This is a genomic window from Bacillus sp. 2175 (assembly GCF_057812155.1).
In genome coordinates this window covers 492,440-513,651 of record NZ_CM173819.1, presented here as the reverse complement: position 1 = coordinate 513,651, position 21,212 = coordinate 492,440, and the positions used below count along the sequence as shown (strand labels likewise).

Sequence of the window (21,212 nt, the reverse complement as noted above, 5' to 3'; positions counted from 1 at the left end):
ATCGGTAGGAACCTTTTATTTTAGTGAATGATTTTACTTCCTTTTGCATTCTCAACAAATTTTTCACTTGATTTGTTAATTGGTGTTTTCAGTAATAACGCAGCAACAATCATAACTACTACGAAAGCACTTAACACAAGTAAATCTCGCGTTACGATATCCCAAAGCATTCCACCAACTGTTTCACGAATTGCGCTAATTGCGTATGTGAATGGTAAGAACGGATAAATCGCTTGGAAGAACGCTGGTGTCATTTGGATTGGGAATGTTCCGCCCGATCCTGCTACTTGTAGTACAAGTAAAATAATCGCCATCGATTTCCCAACGTTTCCGAAAATAGAAACGAGTGAGTATACGATACAAACGAAGACTCCACCAATAAATAAACTAAATAACACAAACCAGAACTTATCGACTACGTACGTACCGAGTAAGAATATATCTCCCATCGATACGATAAACGCTTGTGAAAGACCTATCGTTAAGAATGTTAATAAACGTCCGAAGTAAATTTCATGGCTCTTATAATTCGCGCCCTCTTCGTGTACTTCTACCGTTAATAATGAAACCATTAATAATGCGCCTACCCATAATGCAAGCACTGTATAGAATGGTGACATCGCTGAACCGTAGTTCGGCATCGCAAATAATTTATTTTCTTTTAAATTTACTGGATTCGCAAAGTAATCACTTTGCTTCTCAACATCGTTTTTCAATAAGCGTATGATGTCTTTTAAATCCTCTTCAGATTCAAAATCACGAATTTTATCTGCTAATTCTTTAATCTTTTTCTCAGTAGCTGGCATTTCAGCTTTAATGTCTGCTAATTTCTTTTTACCATCTACTAAACCTTTTGATGAATCTTCTAGTAATTTTTTAACATCTGGAAGCTTTTTGTCTGCCTCTTTTAAAATTTGAGATGTATTTTTAGACATCTCTTTTGTGCGAGCAATTGCTGCATTGAAATTTGGAGTGATTTCTGAGTCATATTTAGCTAAAATGTCACCAATTTGGCCCGAAACACTTTTAGACACTTGATTAATACTTTCAATAACATCAGCTGCTGGTTTTTGACCTTTATTAATAGCGTCAATTCCTTTATCAGTTAAATCCATTCCTTTTTGCAAACCATCTTTTGCTTTATTTAACTTAGAAATTGTACCATTAAGATTTTTATCACTATTCACATCAGCTAACACTTTATTTGTACTTTCCAGAACTGGAATCATGTCATTAACTAAATTCCAACTTGCTTTGAACTGCCCATTCAAATCATTTAAGGCTACTTTTGTAGAATCTAATCCGTTAACACCTTTGTTACTTAAGTCTTCTCTTGCTTTTTCAAGCTCCGTTTTTAATCTACTGTAATCATTTACAGCTTTATCATATTTCTCTCTACCATTGTTTAATATCTCATTAGCCTTATTTATATCTTGATTTAAATTGCCTCTAAGCTGCTGTGCATTTTCTTGCGCATTTTCAGCCTTACTTTTCAGTTGCTCAGCTGTACTTACTGCTTTTTCAAAATCAGCTACAAACGTTGCATTATAATCCTTTTCAGCTTGATTTACTAAATTATTTACTGCATCTAATTTTTGATTTACAGCATCTCGCACATCTTGTTTAACTTCTTGTCCGGAACTAATTAAATCTCCTACATGCTTAACCCTATTGTTAGCGTCCACCATAGAATTTTTAAGCACCGTTAAACTTTCCACTCTGTTTCCAAAGAACTGTTTACCGAATTCCGTGGAAGCTGATTCCTTGAAAGCTGTAAAGAAATCAATCAAATATGAAACACTATCGATACGCTCTTGGAGGAGCTTTGAAGCATCCTGCACATTTTTCTGTGCTACAGCTGGATCCACGCCTTTATTTTGAAGGCCATCCATAACACTCTTTACATATGCCGTTCCAACACGAGTAGAATTGAAAACAGTGTTTACAGTTTGATCAATATTTTTAGCAATATTTTTATACCCTTCACCATTCACTTGTGGTAATGCTGGAATCTCTGGTATTTGTGGAATAGTTATATTAGGTAAGACTGGTAATTTAGCTGGATCTGGCAATGTCAGATTAAAGTCAAATGCCGGATTTTTTAAGTAATCCGTAATTTTCGCTGCAGCATCCAATCCCTGCTGCATTACTGTTAAATTATTTTTAATAGTTCCCGGAGCGCGATTCAATGTTTCATCATTTCTCGCAAAGAATTTATCTAAATTCCCTAACGCCTCTTGCCCATCATTCATAACACTCTCTACAACCGGCAACTCTTTTTGCGCTACTTTCACAACATCTTCTGCTCGAGTTGCATCATCTAACGCCTTATCCATAAGTGTATTCATTTCTGGGAACTGCGCTTCTAACTTAAATACAAGATCTTTTACTTTTTCGATACTTGGTAAGTTTGTTTCTAAATCGATTCCAAGGTCATTGAAAATTTTAAAAATCTCACCGTTTGCTGTTTTTACAAAGTTTTTACTAATTTCTTCTGTAATACCTGATGCACCTTTTGCTGTAATCTTCGGTGCAATCGCGTTTACTTTTTCATTCACATAGTAATCCAGTTCTGGTTTTTTCGGATTTTCATCCAGAACAGTTGCAATTTTTTCAGAGAAGTCTTTTGGAATCGTAATACTTGCATAATAATCCCCACGCTCAACTCCGTAAATTGCTTGTTTTTCATCTACAAATTTCCAGCCAAGATTTTTGTTTTTCTTAAGGGAGTCTACAATCTCTTTCCCGATATTAATATCTTTCCCTCTTAAATTAGAACCTGCATCTTGGTTGGAAACTGCAATGGGAACCTCTTTTGTATTTCCATATGGATCCCAAGAAGCTTTAATGTTAAACCATGCATATAACGATGGTAAAATCATTAATCCTAAAACAATAACAATTGCAGCCCAATGTTTGGCTACATTCCGTAAATCTGTCTTATAAATACGCCAAATTTGTTTCATAGAAGTTATCACCTAATTATATATTTTTCCTTCTTTAGAAAATGATACATGCATTTTGCAATTATATCACTTTCTACATCGTGTATTAACCAAAAACGTACTATTTTTTCCCATTAACTTTCACTTACTTCATTATATAACGAAGTGAGTCAAAGTATGAATACAAAATGACCAAATCGGTTTTACATTCAATAATAACAAATATATATGAAATGTCATAAAAAATACAAGTATTTTCTCTTGGAAATACTTGTATTCCTAAAAAAAATCCTCACAGCTTTTATTCTCTGTGAGGATTTCTTCTATTATATATCCAATTGAACCTCTACACCGAAATGATCTGAAATTACATTTCTGTTTGTACCATTAAAAATAACTTTTGAAGAATGAACTTTTTTACTTTGGTTACACAATATTAGATCGATTCGCAAATTATGTTTATTTTCATCCCAACCAGCAATCTCACCTTGGACAGTCGTTCCTTCATCCTTCTCTATTGCTAATTCATATGTGTCATACAACCCTTTTTGCATCATATACTCATAACCTTCGCCTTCCAACCGAGCATTGTTATTAAAATCCCCCATTAAGAAGGCGAGCTTATTGCTATCTACACGCTCCATCAAACGATCAACTTGACCTTTGAATGACTCTTCTTCATCATTCCACCAACCGAGATGGCAAGAGTAAAACGTTATATCCTTACCATTATAAGCAATTGTTGTACTTACAATTTTACGTGTTTTCCAATACGTTGTATCCTCGTTTTCTGAAATGAAGAACGTATCTTCTTTTATAATATTATGCTTCGTTATAATCGCTAATCCTTCTTCATACACGTCATAACCAATATGAGAGAAATCCCAAGTAATATTGTAATCTTTTACATGTAGCGCTTTTAACTCTTCTAATAGTAAAAGTCCAAAATTATCTTCTTTCTTGTTACCGCATACATTTTCAGCTTGTATGGACTGACTTACTTCTTGCAATGCGATGACATCGTACTCTTCTTCTTGAATTACTTTAGCAAGGTATTGTATCTTTTCTATTTGATTCTCTTCTTGCCAAGAATGACAGTTTAAAGTTAGCAATTTCATATTATTACGCACCTAACATATCTTGAATGTCTGACTTTAATACGTCAGCTTTCGGACCATATACCGCTTGTACACCTTTATCTTTTACAATAAGCCCTAGAGCACCATTTTGTTTCCACTGTGCTTCTGGTGCAACAACATCTAAATCTTTTACTGTTACACGTAAGCGCGTCATACAAGCATCTACGTCAGCAATATTTTCTTTTCCACCTAATAAATCGATAACTTTTGTTGCTAGTGAACCGTCTTTTACATTTCCTGTTCCTTCTGATGCCTCATCTTCATTATCAATATAGTTACCTGCACGCCCTGGTGTTGGTAAATTGAATTTTTTAATTAAGAAATTAAATAGTGTAAAGTTAAGACCGAAGAACACTAATGAAACAATAACAAAGTTGATTAAGTCTCTTGTTAAACCTGCGTTAACCATCATTGGTGTACGAGTAATTAACTCAATAAATCCAAATGCATGAACACGTAAGTTAATTAAATCAGCTAGCGCGAATGCAAGTCCTGTTGTAATAGCATATACAACATATAATACTGGAGCAATAAACATGAACATGAATTCAATTGGTTCTGTTACACCTGTTAAGAATACTGCTAATGCTGCTGATAAAAACATTGGTTTATATTTTGCACGCTTTTCTTTATCAACGTTACGGAACATCGCAAATGCAATCCCCATTAACGCTGCTGTTGAGCCGATAACTTGTCCAGCTTTGAAACGAGCTGGTACAACGTTATTTAATAAATCGTTATATGCCTTCGTATCTCCATTTGCTAGTAAATTATTTAAATCTGTAATCCATGCAAGCCATAATGGATCTTGTCCTGCTACAACTTGTCCAACTTTTGAACCAGTTAGCATCGTATATGTTCCGCCTAGCTCTGTATAGTTCATCGGAATCGTTAACATATGGTGTAAACCAAATGGTAATAATAAACGCTCTAACGTTCCATATACAAACGGTGCAACAACTGGTGCACTATCTTTTGAAGCTGCAATCCAGCGACCAAATTCATTTAACCCACTTTGGATGAATGGCCATAGAAGTGATAATACAATCGCAGTAACTGTAGACCAAAGAATTACAACGAATGGTACAAATCGTTTTCCATTAAAGAATGCTAATGCCTGTGGCAGTTTATTATAGTTATAATATTTGTTATATAAAGTAGCTCCTAAGAAACCTGTGATAATCCCTACGAACACTCCCATGTTTAATGCGGGTGCACCAAGTACAGAAGTAAAGTAATCTTTTACAATTAAATCTCCCGCTATTACTGAAGAAACTTTCGCTTTTGAATCCGCTAACATTTCAGCGTTTACCCCAAATATAGCTCCTGTAATTCGGTTTGTTAAGACGAATGCTAATAGCGCTGCAAATGCACCACCCGCGCGATCTTTCGCCCAAGATCCCCCAATTGCTACTGCGAATAAGATGTGTAGATTTGTAATGATTGCCCAACCGATGTCTTCCATTACGCGAGCGATTGTATGAACTGCGTTAACATCCCCAGCAGACATACCAATTAACTTACCGATGGAAATCATTAAACCAGCTGCTGGCATTACAGCTACAACAACTAATAAAGCTTTCCCGAACTTTTGCCAAAAATCAAAAGACGTAATTTTCATCTGTTCTTCCTCCCCTTTATTTATAACAACATAATGATTTAAATTATAATTTCTGTTCCCTTTATGAAAACGATTCCTTATATTACTTTATTTTTATCCTTTGCGCAACCGTTTTCATAAATCTATTTTAATAAAAGCGTTTTCACTTTGCAATAGAAATTTATTTTTTTCATAAAAAAAGATGCTCAAAGAGCATCCTTTTTTATTATGAAATGCGATAAACCCTTGTTTCATAAGGTTTTAAAGCAATTGTTGTTACTTCTTCATGTTCCGCAACTTCATAGTTATTTAAAAGCAAACGTTTGCGTTTTAGTGCAAATGAACCCTCATTATACACAGCTTCCTCTTTTGAGATATTACTAATTACAATGACTTTTTCATCCTGTAACGTACGTGTATATGCATAAATTTGTGGATCTTCTTCTAAAAGTAAATCGTACGTACCATAGTTCAGTACATCGTGCTCTTTTTTCAGAGCAATCATTTTCTTATAGAAATTGAAAATAGACTTTTCTTCATTTTTTTGCTTCTCAACATTAATTTCTTTGTAATTTGGATTCATGCTAAACCAAGGTGTACTCGTTGTGAAACCAGCATTCATCTCATCATTCCACTGCATAGGTGTACGGGAATTATCGCGGCAAGAAGCCCATATAATCTCCATCATATCTTGATGTGGTACGCCCTCTGCAATTTTCTCGCGATATAAATTTTTAATTGCTACATCATCGTAATCTTCAATATTTGGCAACTGAACATTTGTCATACCAATTTCTTGTCCTTGATAAATAAACGGTGTACCGTGCATAAAGAAATACATCGCTCCTAGAGCTGTTGCACTTTCACGCCAATATTGTTTGTCATCTCCCCATGTTGAAACGATACGTGGTTTATCATGATTCTCAATATATAAAGCGTTCCATCCTTTATTTTCCAATCCTTTTTGCCATTTCGTTAATACTTTTTTCAATCCTACAACATCAAGGTCTTTCTTCTTCTCTGCATCCCATAAACTTAAATGTTCAAACTGGAATACCATATTGAACTTACCTTGCTCTTCTCCAACCCAAAGCTCAGCATCTTCAATCTTAACACCATTTGCTTCACCAACAGTCATAATATCGTACTTAGAGAATGTATTTTCTTTTAGCTCTTCTAATAAAGGTTGAATACCTTTCACATTCATATGTTTATCAAAAGATGGCACATATTTTAACTCTTTTGGATTTGGCATATCCTTGAGGCCTTCTTCTTTTTTAATATGACTGATCGCATCAACGCGGAAACCATCAATACCTTTATCAAGCCACCAATTAACCGTATCATATAGTACTTCGCGAACTTCTTTATTCTCCCAGTTTAAATCTGGTTGTTTACGTGAGAATAGATGTAAATAATATTGTTCTGTTTCTTCATCATATTCCCATGCCGAACCATTAAAAATACTTTCCCAGTTGTTTGGCTCCGCACCATCTTTACCATCATGCCAAATATACCAATCACGCTTCGGATTATCTTTAGATGAACGTGATTCAATAAACCATGGATGTTCATCACTCGTATGATTAATAACTAAATCAATAATAAGCTTCATATCACGCTTATGAACTTCATCTAGTAAAGCATCAAAGTCTGCCATTGTACCAAACTCATCCATAATATCTTGATAATCACTAATATCATAACCATTATCATCATTAGGCGACTTATACATTGGACAAATCCAAATTACATCTATACCTAAATCTTTTAAATAATCCAGTTTTGCAATAATACCTTGTAAATCTCCAATACCATCACCATTTGAATCCATAAAGCTTCGTGGATAAATTTGATAAGCAACCGCTTCTTTCCACCATGTCTTATTCATAGTCATTCTCTCCTTTTGCATCCCATCGGAATTTTTATGCAAACGTTTTCGTAACACTATCATAACAAAATATGAACAGTTTGCAACTGTTTTCATTGAACTCTATGTAGATTCTTTATTCTTATGCTTTATTTATTTCTCACAAAGGTAAATCTCATTCTTCACCTCTTCTTGAAACTGGTAGCCCCTCTCTCTTTATAGAAGAAGTTCCTTATATAAAGGCTGTTGAATTTTTTAATGGCGGTAACATCCCTGAAAATTTCAAGCGCTCTGGTTCCTATGTCTATAAACCTATTCCCCTTAAAGGCATTCAAATCATGCAATACTTTCTTTCTCATGCACCGAATAAAGATGCTAGTATTTGGCATCAATCGCTCATAGGTGCTGTTGAAAATATTTCGCCGAATAAAACGGCTTATTTTCATCGTAAAGCAATTATTGCTCAAGAATACATTACCTCTTGGAAATGCGATGATGAAGAAAATCGAAATATACGCTGGGTTAAAGGTTTACGAGAAAGCTTAGATCCTTATACACTAGGTGACTATGTGAACTGGCCCGATATCGATATTAAAAATTGGCAAACTAGTTATTATGGCTCTAACTTTCACAGATTACGTAAAGTAAAAACCATGTATGATCCTTGTGATGTTTTTCATTTCCAACAAAGTATTCCTCCTTTTCATACATGAAAAAAGGGGATAACATAAAAAAATCATCCAATATACCGTTACCTCGCAGTATGTTGGATGATTCAAGTTGATTTTCTATATCGTTTCAAATTCTTGCTCCTACTCATAAACTTTTACTTACAGATTAATTGTATTTCGTATCATTTTCATGCAATGAATGTAATTTAATATTTGGTACTTTATCTTTTTCAATACCTCTATTATAAGAAACAGGAACTTGAAATTCGAATTGCTTTGTCTCATGTTTTTGTAAATAGACTGGTTTCGGTACTGGATAGCTTTTTGAATTCTCGTTTGCATTATCGTATAAAACAACTTTTAATGCTTGTGAATGATTACGATAATTTTTTAAAGTAACAATGCACTTCGGTTGGATATTCTCTCCATTTTTCTCCATTCTACACTGGCTATCTTCTTTTTTATATTCTATTGCTTCTACCCCTGTTTTTCCTGCGTAGTACCATGTTTTATTCAATGTCTGGAGGATTGTATTTAAAATAAACGGCATCATTACAATCAAAATACTAATGCCTACTACTTTTATCTTATTCGTTTTTCTAAATGTACTAGACTCCTTTTTTCCTAGCCATTTTAAAAATAATATAAATGCAATTACATGTAGTATGAAAGAAACAATCAATATATTTGAGACTTTATAATCCATATAAACATACGTATGTATCGGAACCTTATAGACATTGAATAGTTTTTCCCCAATTAATTCATTATCATTTGGAATTTTTAATAATAACAAAACCCCTATACTGTAACAAATAGCTACTAATCGATCATACTCAATACGAATCATTCTTTCTCCCCTTCACTTTGTATTTTATTATCGATTTTAGCTATTATTACCATACTATACAATCTTTTTATAGAGGATAACGTAAAAAAGTTCCTTATAAATATATAAAGAACCTTATTAATATACACTATGAATTAAAAAATCAATATACAATTTTCACATAGAGATTTCTTCAAAATATGTTGGATTATGTATTGTAATTTTTTTATCTAAAATTGTAACAATGCTATCATTTTTTAATTGTTTTAATACGCTGCTAACTGTCTCTCGAGATGTTCCAGATATTTTAGATATTTCAATTGTTGTAAGTGGACATGAAATTACAATCTTTTCTCCACTCTGTTCTCCTAAATCCTGCATTAAATAATTTAACGTTTGGATAACACGATCTTGTGCATTAGGAATTGTAATATTTTGCACTCGATTTTCGTTCAATTTTAATATAGATGATAATTGCTGAACAACGTACATCAATTGCGTTCTGCTGGACTTTACCATATCTTCAAAGATTACCGTTGGAATATAATATACCTCCACATCCGTCATTGCTTCTGCTGTATAGTTATATCCTCTGTCTGTAAACATACCACCATAAGGAAAAATAGAATATCGCTTCACATAGTCATCGTATAATAAGTTCCCATTTTGATTAACCCGCTCTAACTTTACAAAACCATCTAACATGAAGTAAATTCTTTCTCTTGAATCCCCTTCTAAAAATAAAAATTGACCTTTTTTATAAGTTCGCCAATAAACAAACTCTGTTAAGCCTTTCAATTTTTTTTCTGTTAAATGAGCAAATAATTCGAACTGCTTTAAGTCTTTCACTACGTTCCGTCTATTCATAAAATTCCCTCTCTCTTGCTGTATGTTGGAGCGAAAAAATCAAGAAAGCGTATTCAATTTGAATTTTATCATAATTAACTTACATATTCAGATTTCATCATGAAAACTTTATGAACAATGAGTACAAAAAATATTAATAAATAAAAAGAATGAAGTTACTAACTCCATTCTTTTTTACTACTAAGTAGCGTACATAAGAATTTAAACATACATGCATACATTCTGTTTTGAAATAATAGTACCAGCTTTTTCTTCTAGTGCTTCATATACTTTTTCTAAAGACGTAATAATTGTTTTTCTTTTTGGATTTGTATTAACAAAATTAATAGCAGCTTCAATTTTCGGAAGCATGCTTCCCGCAGCGAATTGTTGTTCTTCAATATATTCTTCTAATTGATTCACTGTGACATGCTCTAATTTTTTTTGATTCGGTTGATTATAATTTACATACACATGATCAACTGCAGTTAAAATAACGAGCGTATCGGCATCTACTAATTCTGCTAATTTCTGTGCAGCGAAATCTTTATCGATAACCGCTTCAGTTCCTTTTAGCCCTTCTTCGGAATCAATTACTGGAATTCCACCTCCGCCAACAGCTATCACTATATTTCCATCTTCGACCAAAGAATTAATCACTTTATGTTCATGAATACTTACAGGCTTCGGTGATGGAACAACACGTCTCCATCCTCTACCAGCATCTTCTTTAAACACTGCTTTTGTTTCATCCATTAATCTTCTGGCCTCTTCTTCTGTATAAAAAGGACCGATTGGTTTAGTTGGATTTTTAAATGCCTCATCTTTTTTATCCACAACAACGCGTGTTATAACCGTTGCTACGTCTTTTTTTATATTCCGTTTTTTCAATGCCTTTTCAATCGCATTTTCCATCCAATATCCAATCATTCCTTGGCTCATTGCCCCACAAGTATCTAATGGCATTGCAGGTGTCTTTTCCGTTTCTGCAGCTTTTTGCTGTAATAAAATATTCCCCACTTGTGGGCCATTTCCATGCGCAATTACTATATCCACATCATTTTCCATTATTTTCACAAGTTGTTCTGCCGTTTTTTCCAACGCTTCTTGCTGCGCTCCCGCAGTAGCTTCTCCAGACTGTATCGCATTTCCCCCTAGTGCAACTACAATTTTTCTTCGTGCCATATTCCAGCCCTCCAGTTGATTTCGCTTTCACAGCGCTTTATAAAGTAATACTGCCTGTAATTAATCCATAAATCGCAAAGAATGCTAAAGCACCAATTGCTACGGATGATGCTAATTCCACTCGAGTAAATATTTGCTTCGAACTCTTTTGCTTTTGAACATTGTAAAAAATAAAAATACCTGGCGCATATAAAGTCATTGTTAATAATAAATACTCTAAACCAGCTGCATAAACTAGCCACACGCCATAAATACTGGCTATCAAGCCAATTATTATATTTTTATTTCGATCTGCTTCTTCAGACTTTAAGCTATGCTTCAGTTGATAAAACGCTGAAAAAGCATATGGGATTAAAATAGCTGAAGATGCTAAAGAGAATGCAAAGTTATACGCCTGATCAGAAACGACGAATGTTAACAAGAACATTTGTATTAAACCATTTGTTATCCATAATGAATTTACTGGAGCCTTATTTTTATTTTCTTTTGCAAACCATTTTGGAAATACTCCATCTTTAGCCGCTAAATATGGAATTTCAGAAGCGAGCAAAGTCCAACCTAACCAAGCACCTAATACAGAGATGACCAAACCTAAATTAATAAAAATAGCACCCCATTTTCCAACAACACTTTCAAATAAATAAGCCATAGCCGGATTTTTCAAACCTGCAATATCTGCTTGCTGCATAAGTCCAAGAGACAATAATGTGATTAAAATATAAATGATGAGTGTACCAATTAAGCCAATAACGGTTGCTTTCCCTACATCACTTCTATTTTTTGCTCGACTGGATAAAACAACAGCCCCTTCTACCCCAATAAATACCCATAAAGTTACAAGCATTGTACTTTTAACTTGGCTGCCAACTGCTCCCCATGAAAAAGAACCAGTTTGCCCCCAAAATCCATCTAAGAACGTATCAATATGAAACGCGAAGATTCCTATGACAATAAATACAAATACAGGTACTAATTTTGCGATTGTAGTTACTAAATTCACAAGTGCTGCTGATTGAACTCCACGTAAAATTAACATGTGAACACACCATAATAATACGCTTGCACCAATAATGGACGCTACATTTTGCCCGCCTTCAAAGATTGGGAAGAAATATCCTAATGAAGAAAACAATAATGTACCGTAAGCTACATTCCCAAGCCAAGCAGATAGCCAGTATCCCCACGCACTATTAAATCCCATAAAATTACCAAATCCTGCTTTTGCATAGCTAAAAATACCACCATCTAAATCTGGCCGTTTTACAGTTAGATTTTGAAAAGATAATCCAAGTGCAATCATCCCAATTCCTGTTATAACCCAGCCAATAATAATGGCTCCAGCACCAGCACCTTTTGCCATATCACTCGCTAAATTAAAGGCTCCACCGCCAATCATAGACCCAACTACAAGAGCCGTTAGTGTAAACAACCCTAATTTCTTATCTTCACCCATTCCACTCACCTCTCTTAAATTGCAATAACAATACAAAAGCAATAGTGAATGATAGTGTCTAAAGGAGGAGAAAGAAGAAAGGAAGACTCCCTTTCTTCTTTACTCCATATTTCCTAAAGTAGCTGCCATAACCGCTTTAATTGTATGCATTCTATTTTCAGCTTGATCAAATACTTTTGAATGTTTACTGCGGAATACTTCGTCAGTTACCTCCATTTCTTTCAACCCATATTTCTCATAAACTTCTTCGCCATACATCGTTTCAACATCATGAAATGCAGGTAAACAATGTAAGAAAATCACGTTTTCATTCCCTGTTGCTTTAATCATTTTCATATTTACTTGATAAGGTTTCAATAACTCGACACGTTCAGCAAATTTTTCTTCTTCCCCCATAGACACCCATACATCTGTATAAATTACATCTGCATTCGCAACAGCTTCTTCCACATTACTTGTTATCATTACCTGTTCATTATATTTTTTTGCTAAATCAATTACTTCTTGTGCAGGCCATAAAGATTCCGGTGTACAAATACATACATCCATTCCAACGATTGCTCCACCAACTAGTAAGCTATTAGCAACATTATTTCGTCCATCGCCAACGTAAACGAGCTTCACATTTTTCAATTTCCCTAGATGTTCTCTAATTGTTAATAAATCTGCTAGTGTTTGTGTTGGATGCCACATATCTGTTAATCCATTCCAAACCGGTACACCAGAATTTTGTGCTAAAGATTCTACGGTTTCATGATGAAATCCACGAAACTCAATTCCGTCAAACATACGCCCTAACACTTTTGCTGTATCCTCTACAGATTCTTTTTTCCCAAGTTGAATATCACCTTTCCCTAAATATTCAGGATTTGCCCCTAAATCTGTACATGCTACTGTAAATGCACAACGCGTACGAGTAGAAGTTTTTTCAAATAAAAGCGCTACATTTTTACCTTCTAAATAATGATGCGGAATACCATTTTTCTTTTTCTCTTTTAATTCTGCTGCCAAATCTAGAAAATATAACAATTCTTCTTGTGTAAAATCTTTTTCTGCTAGAAAGCTTCTTCCTTTTAAATTTGGTCTAGTCATTAACATAATTCATCCCTACTTTCTCCGTTATTTATACTAAATATCTTTACGAACAATTGGCATACTCATGCAACGTGGACCCCCACGACCACGAGATAATTCCGAACTTAGAACCTCAATCACTTCTATACCGTGTTCCCGTAATAACGTATTAGATACATAGTTGCGATCATATGTAACAACTACACCTGGCGCGATTGCTAATGTGTTCGAGCCATCATTCCATTGTTCACGAGCAGAAGCAATTACATCTCCTCCTCCACATGGAATAAGAACTAATTCACTTAAGCCTAATACCTCTTTTAATGCTTCCATTAAAGACGTACGATGTGTAATTTTAAGAGTTTCCTCATCTGATCCTTTTTCTAAAATATAAATATTCATATTCCCTTTTGGTCCTTGAATGGCTGGGTGAATTGTAAACTTGTCATAGTCAACCATTGTAAATACTGTATCTAAATGCATAAATGCTCGACATTTTGGAATTTCTATTGCTAACACTTTCTTAATTTTATTTTGTCGGCTAAAGAGATTTTTAGCTAAACGTTCAATTGCTTTAGCTGAAGTACGAGCAGATACTCCAATCGCAATTGTTTCTTCATTTAAAATTAGCTCGTCGCCACCTTCAATTGGAAATTTATAATCACGATCTAACCAGATTGGTACATTATGTTTTGCAAATCTTGGATGATATTTAATGATGTACTCCATGAATAATGATTCACGTCTACGCGCTGGTTCTCTCATCTTATTTATCGTTAAGCCATCGCCCACGCTAGCTGCTGGATCACGAGTAAAATATAAATTAGGCATTGGATCTAAGTAAAACGGATAGTGATCTTCCATTAATTCATATAAATGTGTCTTCTTACTTGTTTCAATTTCGTTTTTCCGTACACCACCCATAATTTTTTGAATTAATTCTTCATTTGAAAAGGAAAGTAAATATTCTTTTAAAGTTTGATGTGCAACATTTACGTCGGCCTGTCCTTCTTTTAAAATACGATCAACAAATTCTTCTCGAAGTTTTTTATCTACTAACGCCTCAGCGGCTAGTTTTTCTAAATAAAGAACTTCAACACCCCGATTGCGTAACGTTTGTGCAAAATAATCATGCTCTTTTTGAATAATTGGTAAGTATGGAATATCGTCAAATAATAATTGCTGCAAATAATCTGGCGTCAAGTTTTCCACTTCTTTACCCGGTCGTTTTAATAAAACCGTTTGTAATTCCCCAATTTCTGAAGTAACATGTATCGGATGTTTCATTTGTTGTACCTCCTTTTAAATATGTTTGATGTCTTACAAGTACATAATAAATGCTCTACACTTTCATCTTTGTGAAAGTATCCACATTATCATTGTGAAATATTAAACAAGTTATTTTTTTAAAATCATACGAATATGTATTTTTATAACAAACTATCTCGCTTTCTCAATAAAAAATACATATATTACGCATATATGTTGAATATTTAACTTCCGTATTTAAACAAAAATCCTGTTTTTAATTTTATTAAAAACAGGATTTTTGCATCTAAATAATTAAATTTAATCTTTCTTCTATAATCTCCCTATCTGATTTCGACTGTGAAATTATAAGGCATGTATCATTTCCGCATATACATCCTATTTTTTCTTTCCAATCTAACTCATCAAATAAAACACCAATAACATGTGCATTACCAGGTAATGTTTTAATAACCATTAATTGATCTACACAATCAATTTTTACAACCACTTCTCGTAATTTTTTCTTTAACTTTATATCAGTTTGTACATGCTCTTCTGAGAAAACTTTATATATCATTAATCCTTCTTGAGAAGGTACCTTCGTTAAGTTTAACTCACGAATATCGCGAGAAACCGTAGCTTGTGTTACTAATACATCTTTTTTTGCTAACAATTCTACTAATCTTTCTTGCTTATCTATTTCATACTCCTTTACAAATTGTTTAATTAACCGTTGTCTTTTTTCTTTTTTCATAAAAGACACCCCTTTTAATATTATAGCTCGCTATAATTTTCATCCGAAAGGGACAGAAAAGAATGTTGCGGAAACGTTCATAGTTTAACTGTAAATATTAAATCAAGCTAAATAAAAAAGAGAAGAACAGCATTCTGTTCTTCCTTTTACATTGAAAATCGTTCAATTGTTTGTTTCAAGTCAGTTGCTTGCTTCTCTAAATCCTTTAATAATTGATCGATTACTATCATATTTTTAGACTGTTGTAGCGTCACACGCGCCACTTCTTGCGAACCAGCTGACGTTTCTTCAGCAATTGCTGCTACAGCTTTTGTTTGTGCTCCTGTTTGATGAATGTGGCTCACTTGTTCATTCATATAACTACTAATTTGCTGAGTTGCATCGGCTACTTCCATAACACTTGATGACATTTCTTTTAAAATTAATTCCGTAGCTTCCCCACGTTTCGCCTCTTCTTTAGCTATTTTCACTTGTTCTGTCATTTTCATTGCAACTTGTTGTACTTCATCTTGCATATTCCGTAATAACTGCGATATGTTTCTTGCAGAATGATCACTTTCATCAGCAAGTTTCCGTACTTCTTCCGCAACAACCGCAAAGCCTCTTCCATGCTCTCCTGCGCGAGCTGCCTCAATAGAAGCATTTAGTGCTAATAAATTCGTTTGGCTAGCAATCGCACTCACAACAGACACAATATGTTCTACTTGTTTCATTCGTTCTTCTAACTTCTGTACATTTTGCATTGAATCTTCATTTTCTTTTGCCAATGTTTGAATACCTTGAATTAAAGACGTAAAGACACGAGTACTATGCCCTAAAGCTTCAACCATTTCTGAAGACAATGTATCAGACTGCTTCGCTTTTTCTTCTACTTCACTTGCAATAGAAGTCGTTGTATCAACAGCAGAAACAATTGCTTGAATTGATGCCGCTGATTGCTCAGCGCCTGAAGAAATTTCTGCAAGTGTCTCAGATACACCTTGCGCTTGTCTCGTTGCTTCGCCTGTTTGTTTTCTAATCTGCTGTACTTGATTATTTGTATACGAAAATGTTGTATCAATATTTTTTACCATGCCCCTTAAGTTTCCTAACATCATATTAAATGCAACACTTAAAGATTTAATTTCATCATCTGTCTTCGGTAATGGAACATCTTCACGAATATCACCCTCAGCTGCTTTTCTTGCCGCCTCCTCTAACTTGCGAAGCGGTTTAATTAAAAATACGGCTGCTCCATATGCTAAAATTCCAGACCATACTACCCCTAATAACATAACGATAATATTATATACAGTTTGACTTACATAACTTTGAAAATAATCGTATATCACGTAAATAAAAAAGATACTTGTTGAATATGTAATGAAAGCTAAAACTGTAGTGAATAGCATAAGTTGTGTACGTAATCCAAAAGAAAATGTTTTCCTTTCTTTTTCCATCTTCCCTTTCCCCCTTTTTATAAGCAATATAAATACTACCTATATATTATTATCCATATTTTCATTATAGAAGGATATAGAGATTTTAAAAAAATATTATTTCTTTGAATATCAAATTGCACGAAAAAAATAAAGGATTCTGACAATTTATGACTAATAACAGAAATAAGGGGCAACATTTGTAAAATATATTTTTAACTGGGGGTTTTGTATGATTCAAGTTCGAAATCTAGTAAAATCATTCGGTTCACTTGATGTGTTAAAAGGAATTGATTTAGAAGTAAAAGAAAAAGAAGTTGTTGTTTTAATTGGTGCCAGTGGTTCTGGTAAAAGTACATTACTTCGCTGTCTTAACTTTTTAGAAATGTACGATGAAGGCGAAATTCACTTACAAGGTGAGCGAATTGATCCAAAGCATTCAAATTTAAATAAAGTCCGTGAAAATGTCGGTATGGTTTTTCAGCACTTTAACCTCTTTCCTCATATGACCTCACTAGAAAACATCATAGAAGCACCTATTCACGTAAAAAAATTAGAGAAAGCAAATGCAAAGGATATTGGAACTCAACTTCTCCAAAAAGTCGGCCTTCAAGATAAAGCAGATGTAACTCCTCATCTTCTTTCAGGTGGTCAAAAACAGCGCATTGCCATTGCACGAGCTCTTGCAATGAGCCCTAAGATTATGCTATTTGATGAGCCTACCTCAGCTTTAGACCCTGAACTTGTTGGAGAAGTATTGCAAGTTATGAAAGAACTTGCTGAAGAAGGGATGACAATGGTTATTGTTACTCATGAAATGAATTTTGCAAGAGATGTAGCTGATCGCGTCATCTTTATGGATGATGGAAAGATTGTAGAAGATGCTCCGCCAGCACAATTCTTTTCAGCTCCATCACATGAACGGGCAAAACAATTTTTACGCAACGTTTTATAATGTAACTTTTGTTTCGAACGAAAAACAATACATTCATACGGTGCACAACTAATCATCTAAATAAAATATTTCAATAACATACTAAAAAACCATCCGTATGATCAATATATAGGAGGGGTTTTATGAAAAGAAAACTATTAACCATTGTTGCGAGCATTACACTATGTACATCTTTCATACTAGGAGCTTGTAGCAAAGAAAGCTCTACTACTTCAACAAATGGTGAAAAAGAATTTCGCTATGCGATGAGTGGATTATACAAACCTTTTAACTATAAAGAAAATGACAGCAAACTTGTCGGTTTTGATGTAGAAATCGGTGAAGCTCTTGCTAAAAAGATGAACATGAAGGCTACGCCAGTTACAAACCCATGGGAAACGCTGATTCAAGGTCTTCAAGCGAAGAAATATGATGTAATACTGGGTAGTATGGCAATTACAGAGGAGCGCTTAAAAGCTGTTAGTTTCTCAAATCCGTACTATCGCTCTGGCGCCCAAATTTTTGTAGCTAAAAAGAATAACGCTATCTCTTCTCCAGAAGATTTAAAAGGTAAGAAAATTGGTGTTGTAAAAGCTAGTACCTTTAAAAATCTTGTTGCAAAATATACAGATCAAATCACAGAATATGACAGCGATATTACTGCTCTTATGGATTTAGAGCCTGGGCGTGTTGATGCAGTAATTACGGATCAAATGGTTGGTCTACGTATGATAAAAGAAGGAAAATCGAATATAAAAGAAGCCGGAAAACCATTAAATCTTGATGAAATGGGAATTGCTATTCGCAAAGATGATAAAGAAATGGTTGAGAAAGTAAATAAAGCGTTAGATGAAATCATTAAAGATGGTACGTATGAAAAAATCAGTAAAAAATGGTTCGGGCGTAATATTCTCGGTGAAGAGGAAAAAACGAAGTAAGTTAGCCATTCAAAAGATTCATAAACAGTGCCCCACTGATTAAATGTTCATTTTATGTGGGGCATTTCATTCTCTACTAAAATCTATACAATATGAGGTGAAACACATGTTTGAAATTTTTATCTCTACCTATCCCACACTCTTAAAGGCTACTATTGTCACATTACAATTAACATTAACCTCCCTAGTACTCGGTTCATTAATTGGATTATTATTTGCTTTCTTTCGAATCTCGAATAACAAAGTTTTAAATAGCATTGCTCATATCTATATTGCTATTATTCGTGGTACACCTTTAATCGTTCAAATCGCAATTCTCTATTTTGGCATTACATCTGTCATTGTTTTCTCCCCTTTTTGGGCAGGAGCAATCGCTTTAGCAATTCATAACGGTGCATATATTACGGAAATTTTCCGAGGATCCATTCAATCCGTCGACCGGGGACAATTGGAAGCCGCTCGCTCCTTAGGTATGCCTTACCCTTTAGCTATGCGCCGGATTATATTACCACAAGCATTTCGTCTGTCTCTTCCTCCTCTAGGAAACCAATTTATTATCGGATTAAAAGACTCTTCACTCGTCGCTTACGTAGGACTGTCCGAATTATGGGGATCAGGTTTATCAATTGCAGCAGGTAACTTCCAACAATTAGATACTTACATAATCGTTGGTGTATACTATCTCGTACTTGTTCTTCTATTTACTTATTTTGTTAATCTTTTAGAAAAACGACTACAACGAAAAGAAACTAACTCCGTCCAATTCCATAAAAAGAACAAAAAGGAAGTTTCTTTATAAGAAAAAGCAAGCCTGAGATGGCTTGCTTTTTCATTGCAAAAATATATTAATTTTTACTGATTTACTTTTTTAATACTCTTTTCTTCCTCTATATGTTCCTCACGATATGAAATATTATGAGGATCTAGTCCATTTCCTAAAGAACCATAGAAATGCTCTCTATGCGGATCAACTAATTCACTTCCTTGATAATACACGCGTGGTGTATTCCATAGCGCTGCCAAAGCTTTTGTCATCGGCATCTCATGATAGCGTTCCGGCCACATTTCTTTAATCTTCTCTTTTACTAACGGGTAGTATTTAGAACTCATAGCAGGAAACAGATGATGTTCTGTATGATATGAGAAATTGAAGTGTAAAACGTCTACCCAGCGCGGCACTGTTACTGACAAACAGTTTGCTAACGGATCATTTACTGGAACAATTGGATTTAAGCGGTGATTTGTTGCGATATATGCCATTACAATAAAGTTAGCAATTAACAACGGAATGACATATGCAAATAACCATTTTCCAGGTCCCATAATAAACAATAAACTAATCCAAACTGTCCAAGGCAAAAGAAGTTGAAGCCATACAGATTTTTGATTGGATGACTTGAACTCTTTTATAAAATGAAAGAACATTCGAGTCGAATGCAATGTAAATTGAATTGTTAGTGACAGAAAACTAAAGAATGAACGTACATGTAAAGGCATACGATATACCCAACTCAAAAACTTACTCTTCTTAAGTTTCTCAAGTGTCGGCCATGCATCCGGATCATTCTCTTCATGCTGTGTATGAACATGATGCGTTGCATTATGCCACTTTCTCCAAAGCTTTGGCCCTGTTGATAATGGCATAAATGCAATCGCGCCTAAGAAGTCACGAAGCCATGCCTTTCTTACAACAGTTCCATGTAAAATTTCATGCCCTAAAAATCCAAGTGAAGCAAAACATAATCCAAGAACAATCGCAATTCCTAGATTCGCCCACACATTCAATTCAAATACACCAATCGATATTAACCCCGCCAATGCCACAAGCAAATAAGCCAGTCCACCAAATAAACGAGTAGGCACTGGTTTAAATGCTTTTTTCGGCAAATGTGGTGATACACGTGCTGCATACCACCCAAACGTATGAAGCTCCTTCATCCTTTTGCTCCTTTCTTATGCCGCGCCTTGCGCAACTTACATATATCAATTCTTGCTTCCAGATTGATTTTACTAGATGATCCAAAAAGCATCTATTATAAGGAAAATATACTCACTCTATCGTCACTTATTTTTCGCTTTTATTATCAATGAAAAACATTTCTCTTTTTACTCTCTATCAACCTTTCCACATGATGAATCATAACAATAGAATTTCTATATTGTCAACACCTTTTATGACCTAGTAATAAAAGGTGGTTATATTTTTATAATCATACTTTATTTCACTAAAGAAAATGTATAGATTCCATAAGGATTTACCCACTATATATAGACATTTTCTTAAACGTCATAGACTCTATCTCAT

15 protein-coding genes and 3 pseudogenes are annotated in these 21,212 nt (G+C 34.3%); 4 read left to right on the top strand and 14 right to left on the bottom strand.

Features of this window, described 5'->3' with window-relative positions:
* Window positions 1-20: 20 nt before the first annotated feature.
* The 4 genes from ACXKY9_RS02875 to ACXKY9_RS02860 form a co-directional block, all read right to left on the bottom strand.
* Window positions 21-2,966, bottom strand: a complete 2,946-nt coding sequence (locus tag ACXKY9_RS02875) for a YhgE/Pip domain-containing protein (protein WP_000810092.1) — start codon at window positions 2,964-2,966, stop codon at window positions 21-23.
* A gap of 305 nt (window positions 2,967-3,271) precedes the next feature.
* Window positions 3,272-4,063 carry an endonuclease/exonuclease/phosphatase family protein gene (locus tag ACXKY9_RS02870; RefSeq protein ID WP_000771987.1) on the bottom strand — a complete coding sequence of 264 codons (792 nt, stop codon included), beginning with the start codon at window positions 4,061-4,063 and terminating at the stop codon, window positions 3,272-3,274.
* A gap of 4 nt (window positions 4,064-4,067) precedes the next feature.
* Window positions 4,068-5,705, bottom strand: a complete 1,638-nt coding sequence (locus tag ACXKY9_RS02865) for a PTS transporter subunit IIBC (RefSeq protein WP_000705559.1) — start codon at window positions 5,703-5,705, stop codon at window positions 4,068-4,070.
* A 205-nt stretch (window positions 5,706-5,910) separates the two neighbouring features.
* On the bottom strand, window positions 5,911-7,575 hold the full coding sequence (locus ACXKY9_RS02860; protein WP_001044704.1) for a glycoside hydrolase family 13 protein: 1,665 nt from the start codon (window positions 7,573-7,575) through the stop codon (window positions 5,911-5,913).
* A 155-nt stretch (window positions 7,576-7,730) separates the two neighbouring features.
* On the opposite strand from ACXKY9_RS02860, the pseudogene ACXKY9_RS02855 reads away from it, so the two are divergent.
* Window positions 7,731-8,267 (top strand): annotated as a pseudogene (locus tag ACXKY9_RS02855) (BBE domain-containing protein); the annotation flags it as partial.
* Window positions 8,268-8,391: 124 nt separating this feature from the next.
* On the opposite strand, the gene ACXKY9_RS02850 reads toward ACXKY9_RS02855, so the two are convergent.
* The 9 genes and pseudogenes from ACXKY9_RS02850 to ACXKY9_RS02810 all read right to left on the bottom strand — a co-directional run.
* Entirely contained in the window at window positions 8,392-9,075 is a 684-nt protein-coding gene (locus tag ACXKY9_RS02850) for a hypothetical protein (protein ID WP_000619194.1), read from the bottom strand.
* 156 nt (window positions 9,076-9,231) lie between these two features.
* Window positions 9,232-9,921, bottom strand: a complete 690-nt coding sequence (locus ACXKY9_RS02845) for a Crp/Fnr family transcriptional regulator (protein ID WP_001081906.1) — start codon at window positions 9,919-9,921, stop codon at window positions 9,232-9,234.
* 201 nt (window positions 9,922-10,122) lie between these two features.
* Window positions 10,123-11,085 carry a carbamate kinase gene (arcC, locus tag ACXKY9_RS02840; RefSeq protein ID WP_000113948.1) on the bottom strand — a complete coding sequence of 321 codons (963 nt, stop codon included), beginning with the start codon at window positions 11,083-11,085 and terminating at the stop codon, window positions 10,123-10,125.
* Window positions 11,086-11,122: 37 nt separating this feature from the next.
* The gene (arcD, locus tag ACXKY9_RS02835; RefSeq protein ID WP_000503399.1) at window positions 11,123-12,538 is read right to left on the bottom strand and encodes an arginine-ornithine antiporter; all 1,416 of its coding nucleotides are present in this window, start codon (window positions 12,536-12,538) and stop codon (window positions 11,123-11,125) included.
* A gap of 99 nt (window positions 12,539-12,637) precedes the next feature.
* A complete protein-coding gene (gene argF, locus ACXKY9_RS02830; protein ID WP_000930287.1) occupies window positions 12,638-13,636 on the bottom strand; it encodes an ornithine carbamoyltransferase in 999 nt (332 codons plus the stop codon).
* A gap of 30 nt (window positions 13,637-13,666) precedes the next feature.
* Window positions 13,667-14,899 carry an arginine deiminase gene (gene arcA, locus ACXKY9_RS02825; RefSeq protein WP_000682331.1) on the bottom strand — a complete coding sequence of 411 codons (1,233 nt, stop codon included), beginning with the start codon at window positions 14,897-14,899 and terminating at the stop codon, window positions 13,667-13,669.
* Window positions 14,900-15,167: 268 nt separating this feature from the next.
* A complete protein-coding gene (gene argR, locus ACXKY9_RS02820; RefSeq protein WP_000711827.1) occupies window positions 15,168-15,617 on the bottom strand; it encodes an arginine repressor in 450 nt (149 codons plus the stop codon).
* Window positions 15,618-15,763: 146 nt separating this feature from the next.
* A pseudogene (locus ACXKY9_RS02815) lies at window positions 15,764-16,336 on the bottom strand (methyl-accepting chemotaxis protein); the annotation flags it as partial.
* Window positions 16,337-16,705: 369 nt separating this feature from the next.
* Window positions 16,706-16,891, bottom strand: a pseudogene (locus tag ACXKY9_RS02810) (HAMP domain-containing protein); the annotation flags it as partial.
* 376 nt (window positions 16,892-17,267) lie between these two features.
* Here ACXKY9_RS02810 and ACXKY9_RS02805 point away from each other — a divergent pair.
* The 3 genes from ACXKY9_RS02805 (at window position 17,268) to ACXKY9_RS02795 (ending at window position 19,706) form a co-directional block, all read left to right on the top strand.
* The gene (locus ACXKY9_RS02805) at window positions 17,268-17,990 is read left to right on the top strand and encodes an amino acid ABC transporter ATP-binding protein (RefSeq protein WP_000616925.1); all 723 of its coding nucleotides are present in this window, start codon (window positions 17,268-17,270) and stop codon (window positions 17,988-17,990) included.
* Between the two features lie 122 nt (window positions 17,991-18,112).
* On the top strand, window positions 18,113-18,907 hold the full coding sequence (locus tag ACXKY9_RS02800; RefSeq protein WP_000823769.1) for an ABC transporter substrate-binding protein: 795 nt from the start codon (window positions 18,113-18,115) through the stop codon (window positions 18,905-18,907).
* Window positions 18,908-18,950: 43 nt separating this feature from the next.
* Entirely contained in the window at window positions 18,951-19,706 is a 756-nt protein-coding gene (locus tag ACXKY9_RS02795; RefSeq protein ID WP_003283038.1) for an amino acid ABC transporter permease, read from the top strand.
* 53 nt (window positions 19,707-19,759) lie between these two features.
* Here ACXKY9_RS02795 and desB read toward each other — a convergent pair whose 3' ends face one another.
* Window positions 19,760-20,845 carry a Delta(10) desaturase DesB gene (gene desB / locus ACXKY9_RS02790; protein ID WP_000661226.1) on the bottom strand — a complete coding sequence of 362 codons (1,086 nt, stop codon included), beginning with the start codon at window positions 20,843-20,845 and terminating at the stop codon, window positions 19,760-19,762.
* Window positions 20,846-21,212 lie beyond the last annotated feature (367 nt).

Coding starts and splice junctions, on each gene's coding strand:
- ACXKY9_RS02875 (WP_000810092.1), bottom strand. CDS start 2,966: ATGAAACAAATTTGGCGTATTTATAAGACAGATTTACGGAATGTAGCC.
- ACXKY9_RS02870 (WP_000771987.1), bottom strand. CDS start 4,063: ATGAAATTGCTAACTTTAAACTGTCATTCTTGGCAAGAAGAGAATCAA.
- ACXKY9_RS02865 (WP_000705559.1), bottom strand. CDS start 5,705: ATGAAAATTACGTCTTTTGATTTTTGGCAAAAGTTCGGGAAAGCTTTA.
- ACXKY9_RS02860 (WP_001044704.1), bottom strand. CDS start 7,575: ATGAATAAGACATGGTGGAAAGAAGCGGTTGCTTATCAAATTTATCCA.
- ACXKY9_RS02850 (WP_000619194.1), bottom strand. CDS start 9,075: ATGATTCGTATTGAGTATGATCGATTAGTAGCTATTTGTTACAGTATA.
- ACXKY9_RS02845 (WP_001081906.1), bottom strand. CDS start 9,921: ATGAATAGACGGAACGTAGTGAAAGACTTAAAGCAGTTCGAATTATTT.
- arcC (WP_000113948.1), bottom strand. CDS start 11,085: ATGGCACGAAGAAAAATTGTAGTTGCACTAGGGGGAAATGCGATACAG.
- arcD (WP_000503399.1), bottom strand. CDS start 12,538: ATGGGTGAAGATAAGAAATTAGGGTTGTTTACACTAACGGCTCTTGTA.
- argF (WP_000930287.1), bottom strand. CDS start 13,636: ATGTTAATGACTAGACCAAATTTAAAAGGAAGAAGCTTTCTAGCAGAA.
- arcA (WP_000682331.1), bottom strand. CDS start 14,899: ATGAAACATCCGATACATGTTACTTCAGAAATTGGGGAATTACAAACG.
- argR (WP_000711827.1), bottom strand. CDS start 15,617: ATGAAAAAAGAAAAAAGACAACGGTTAATTAAACAATTTGTAAAGGAG.
- ACXKY9_RS02805 (WP_000616925.1), top strand. CDS start 17,268: ATGATTCAAGTTCGAAATCTAGTAAAATCATTCGGTTCACTTGATGTG.
- ACXKY9_RS02800 (WP_000823769.1), top strand. CDS start 18,113: ATGAAAAGAAAACTATTAACCATTGTTGCGAGCATTACACTATGTACA.
- ACXKY9_RS02795 (WP_003283038.1), top strand. CDS start 18,951: ATGTTCATTTTATGTGGGGCATTTCATTCTCTACTAAAATCTATACAA.
- desB (WP_000661226.1), bottom strand. CDS start 20,845: ATGAAGGAGCTTCATACGTTTGGGTGGTATGCAGCACGTGTATCACCA.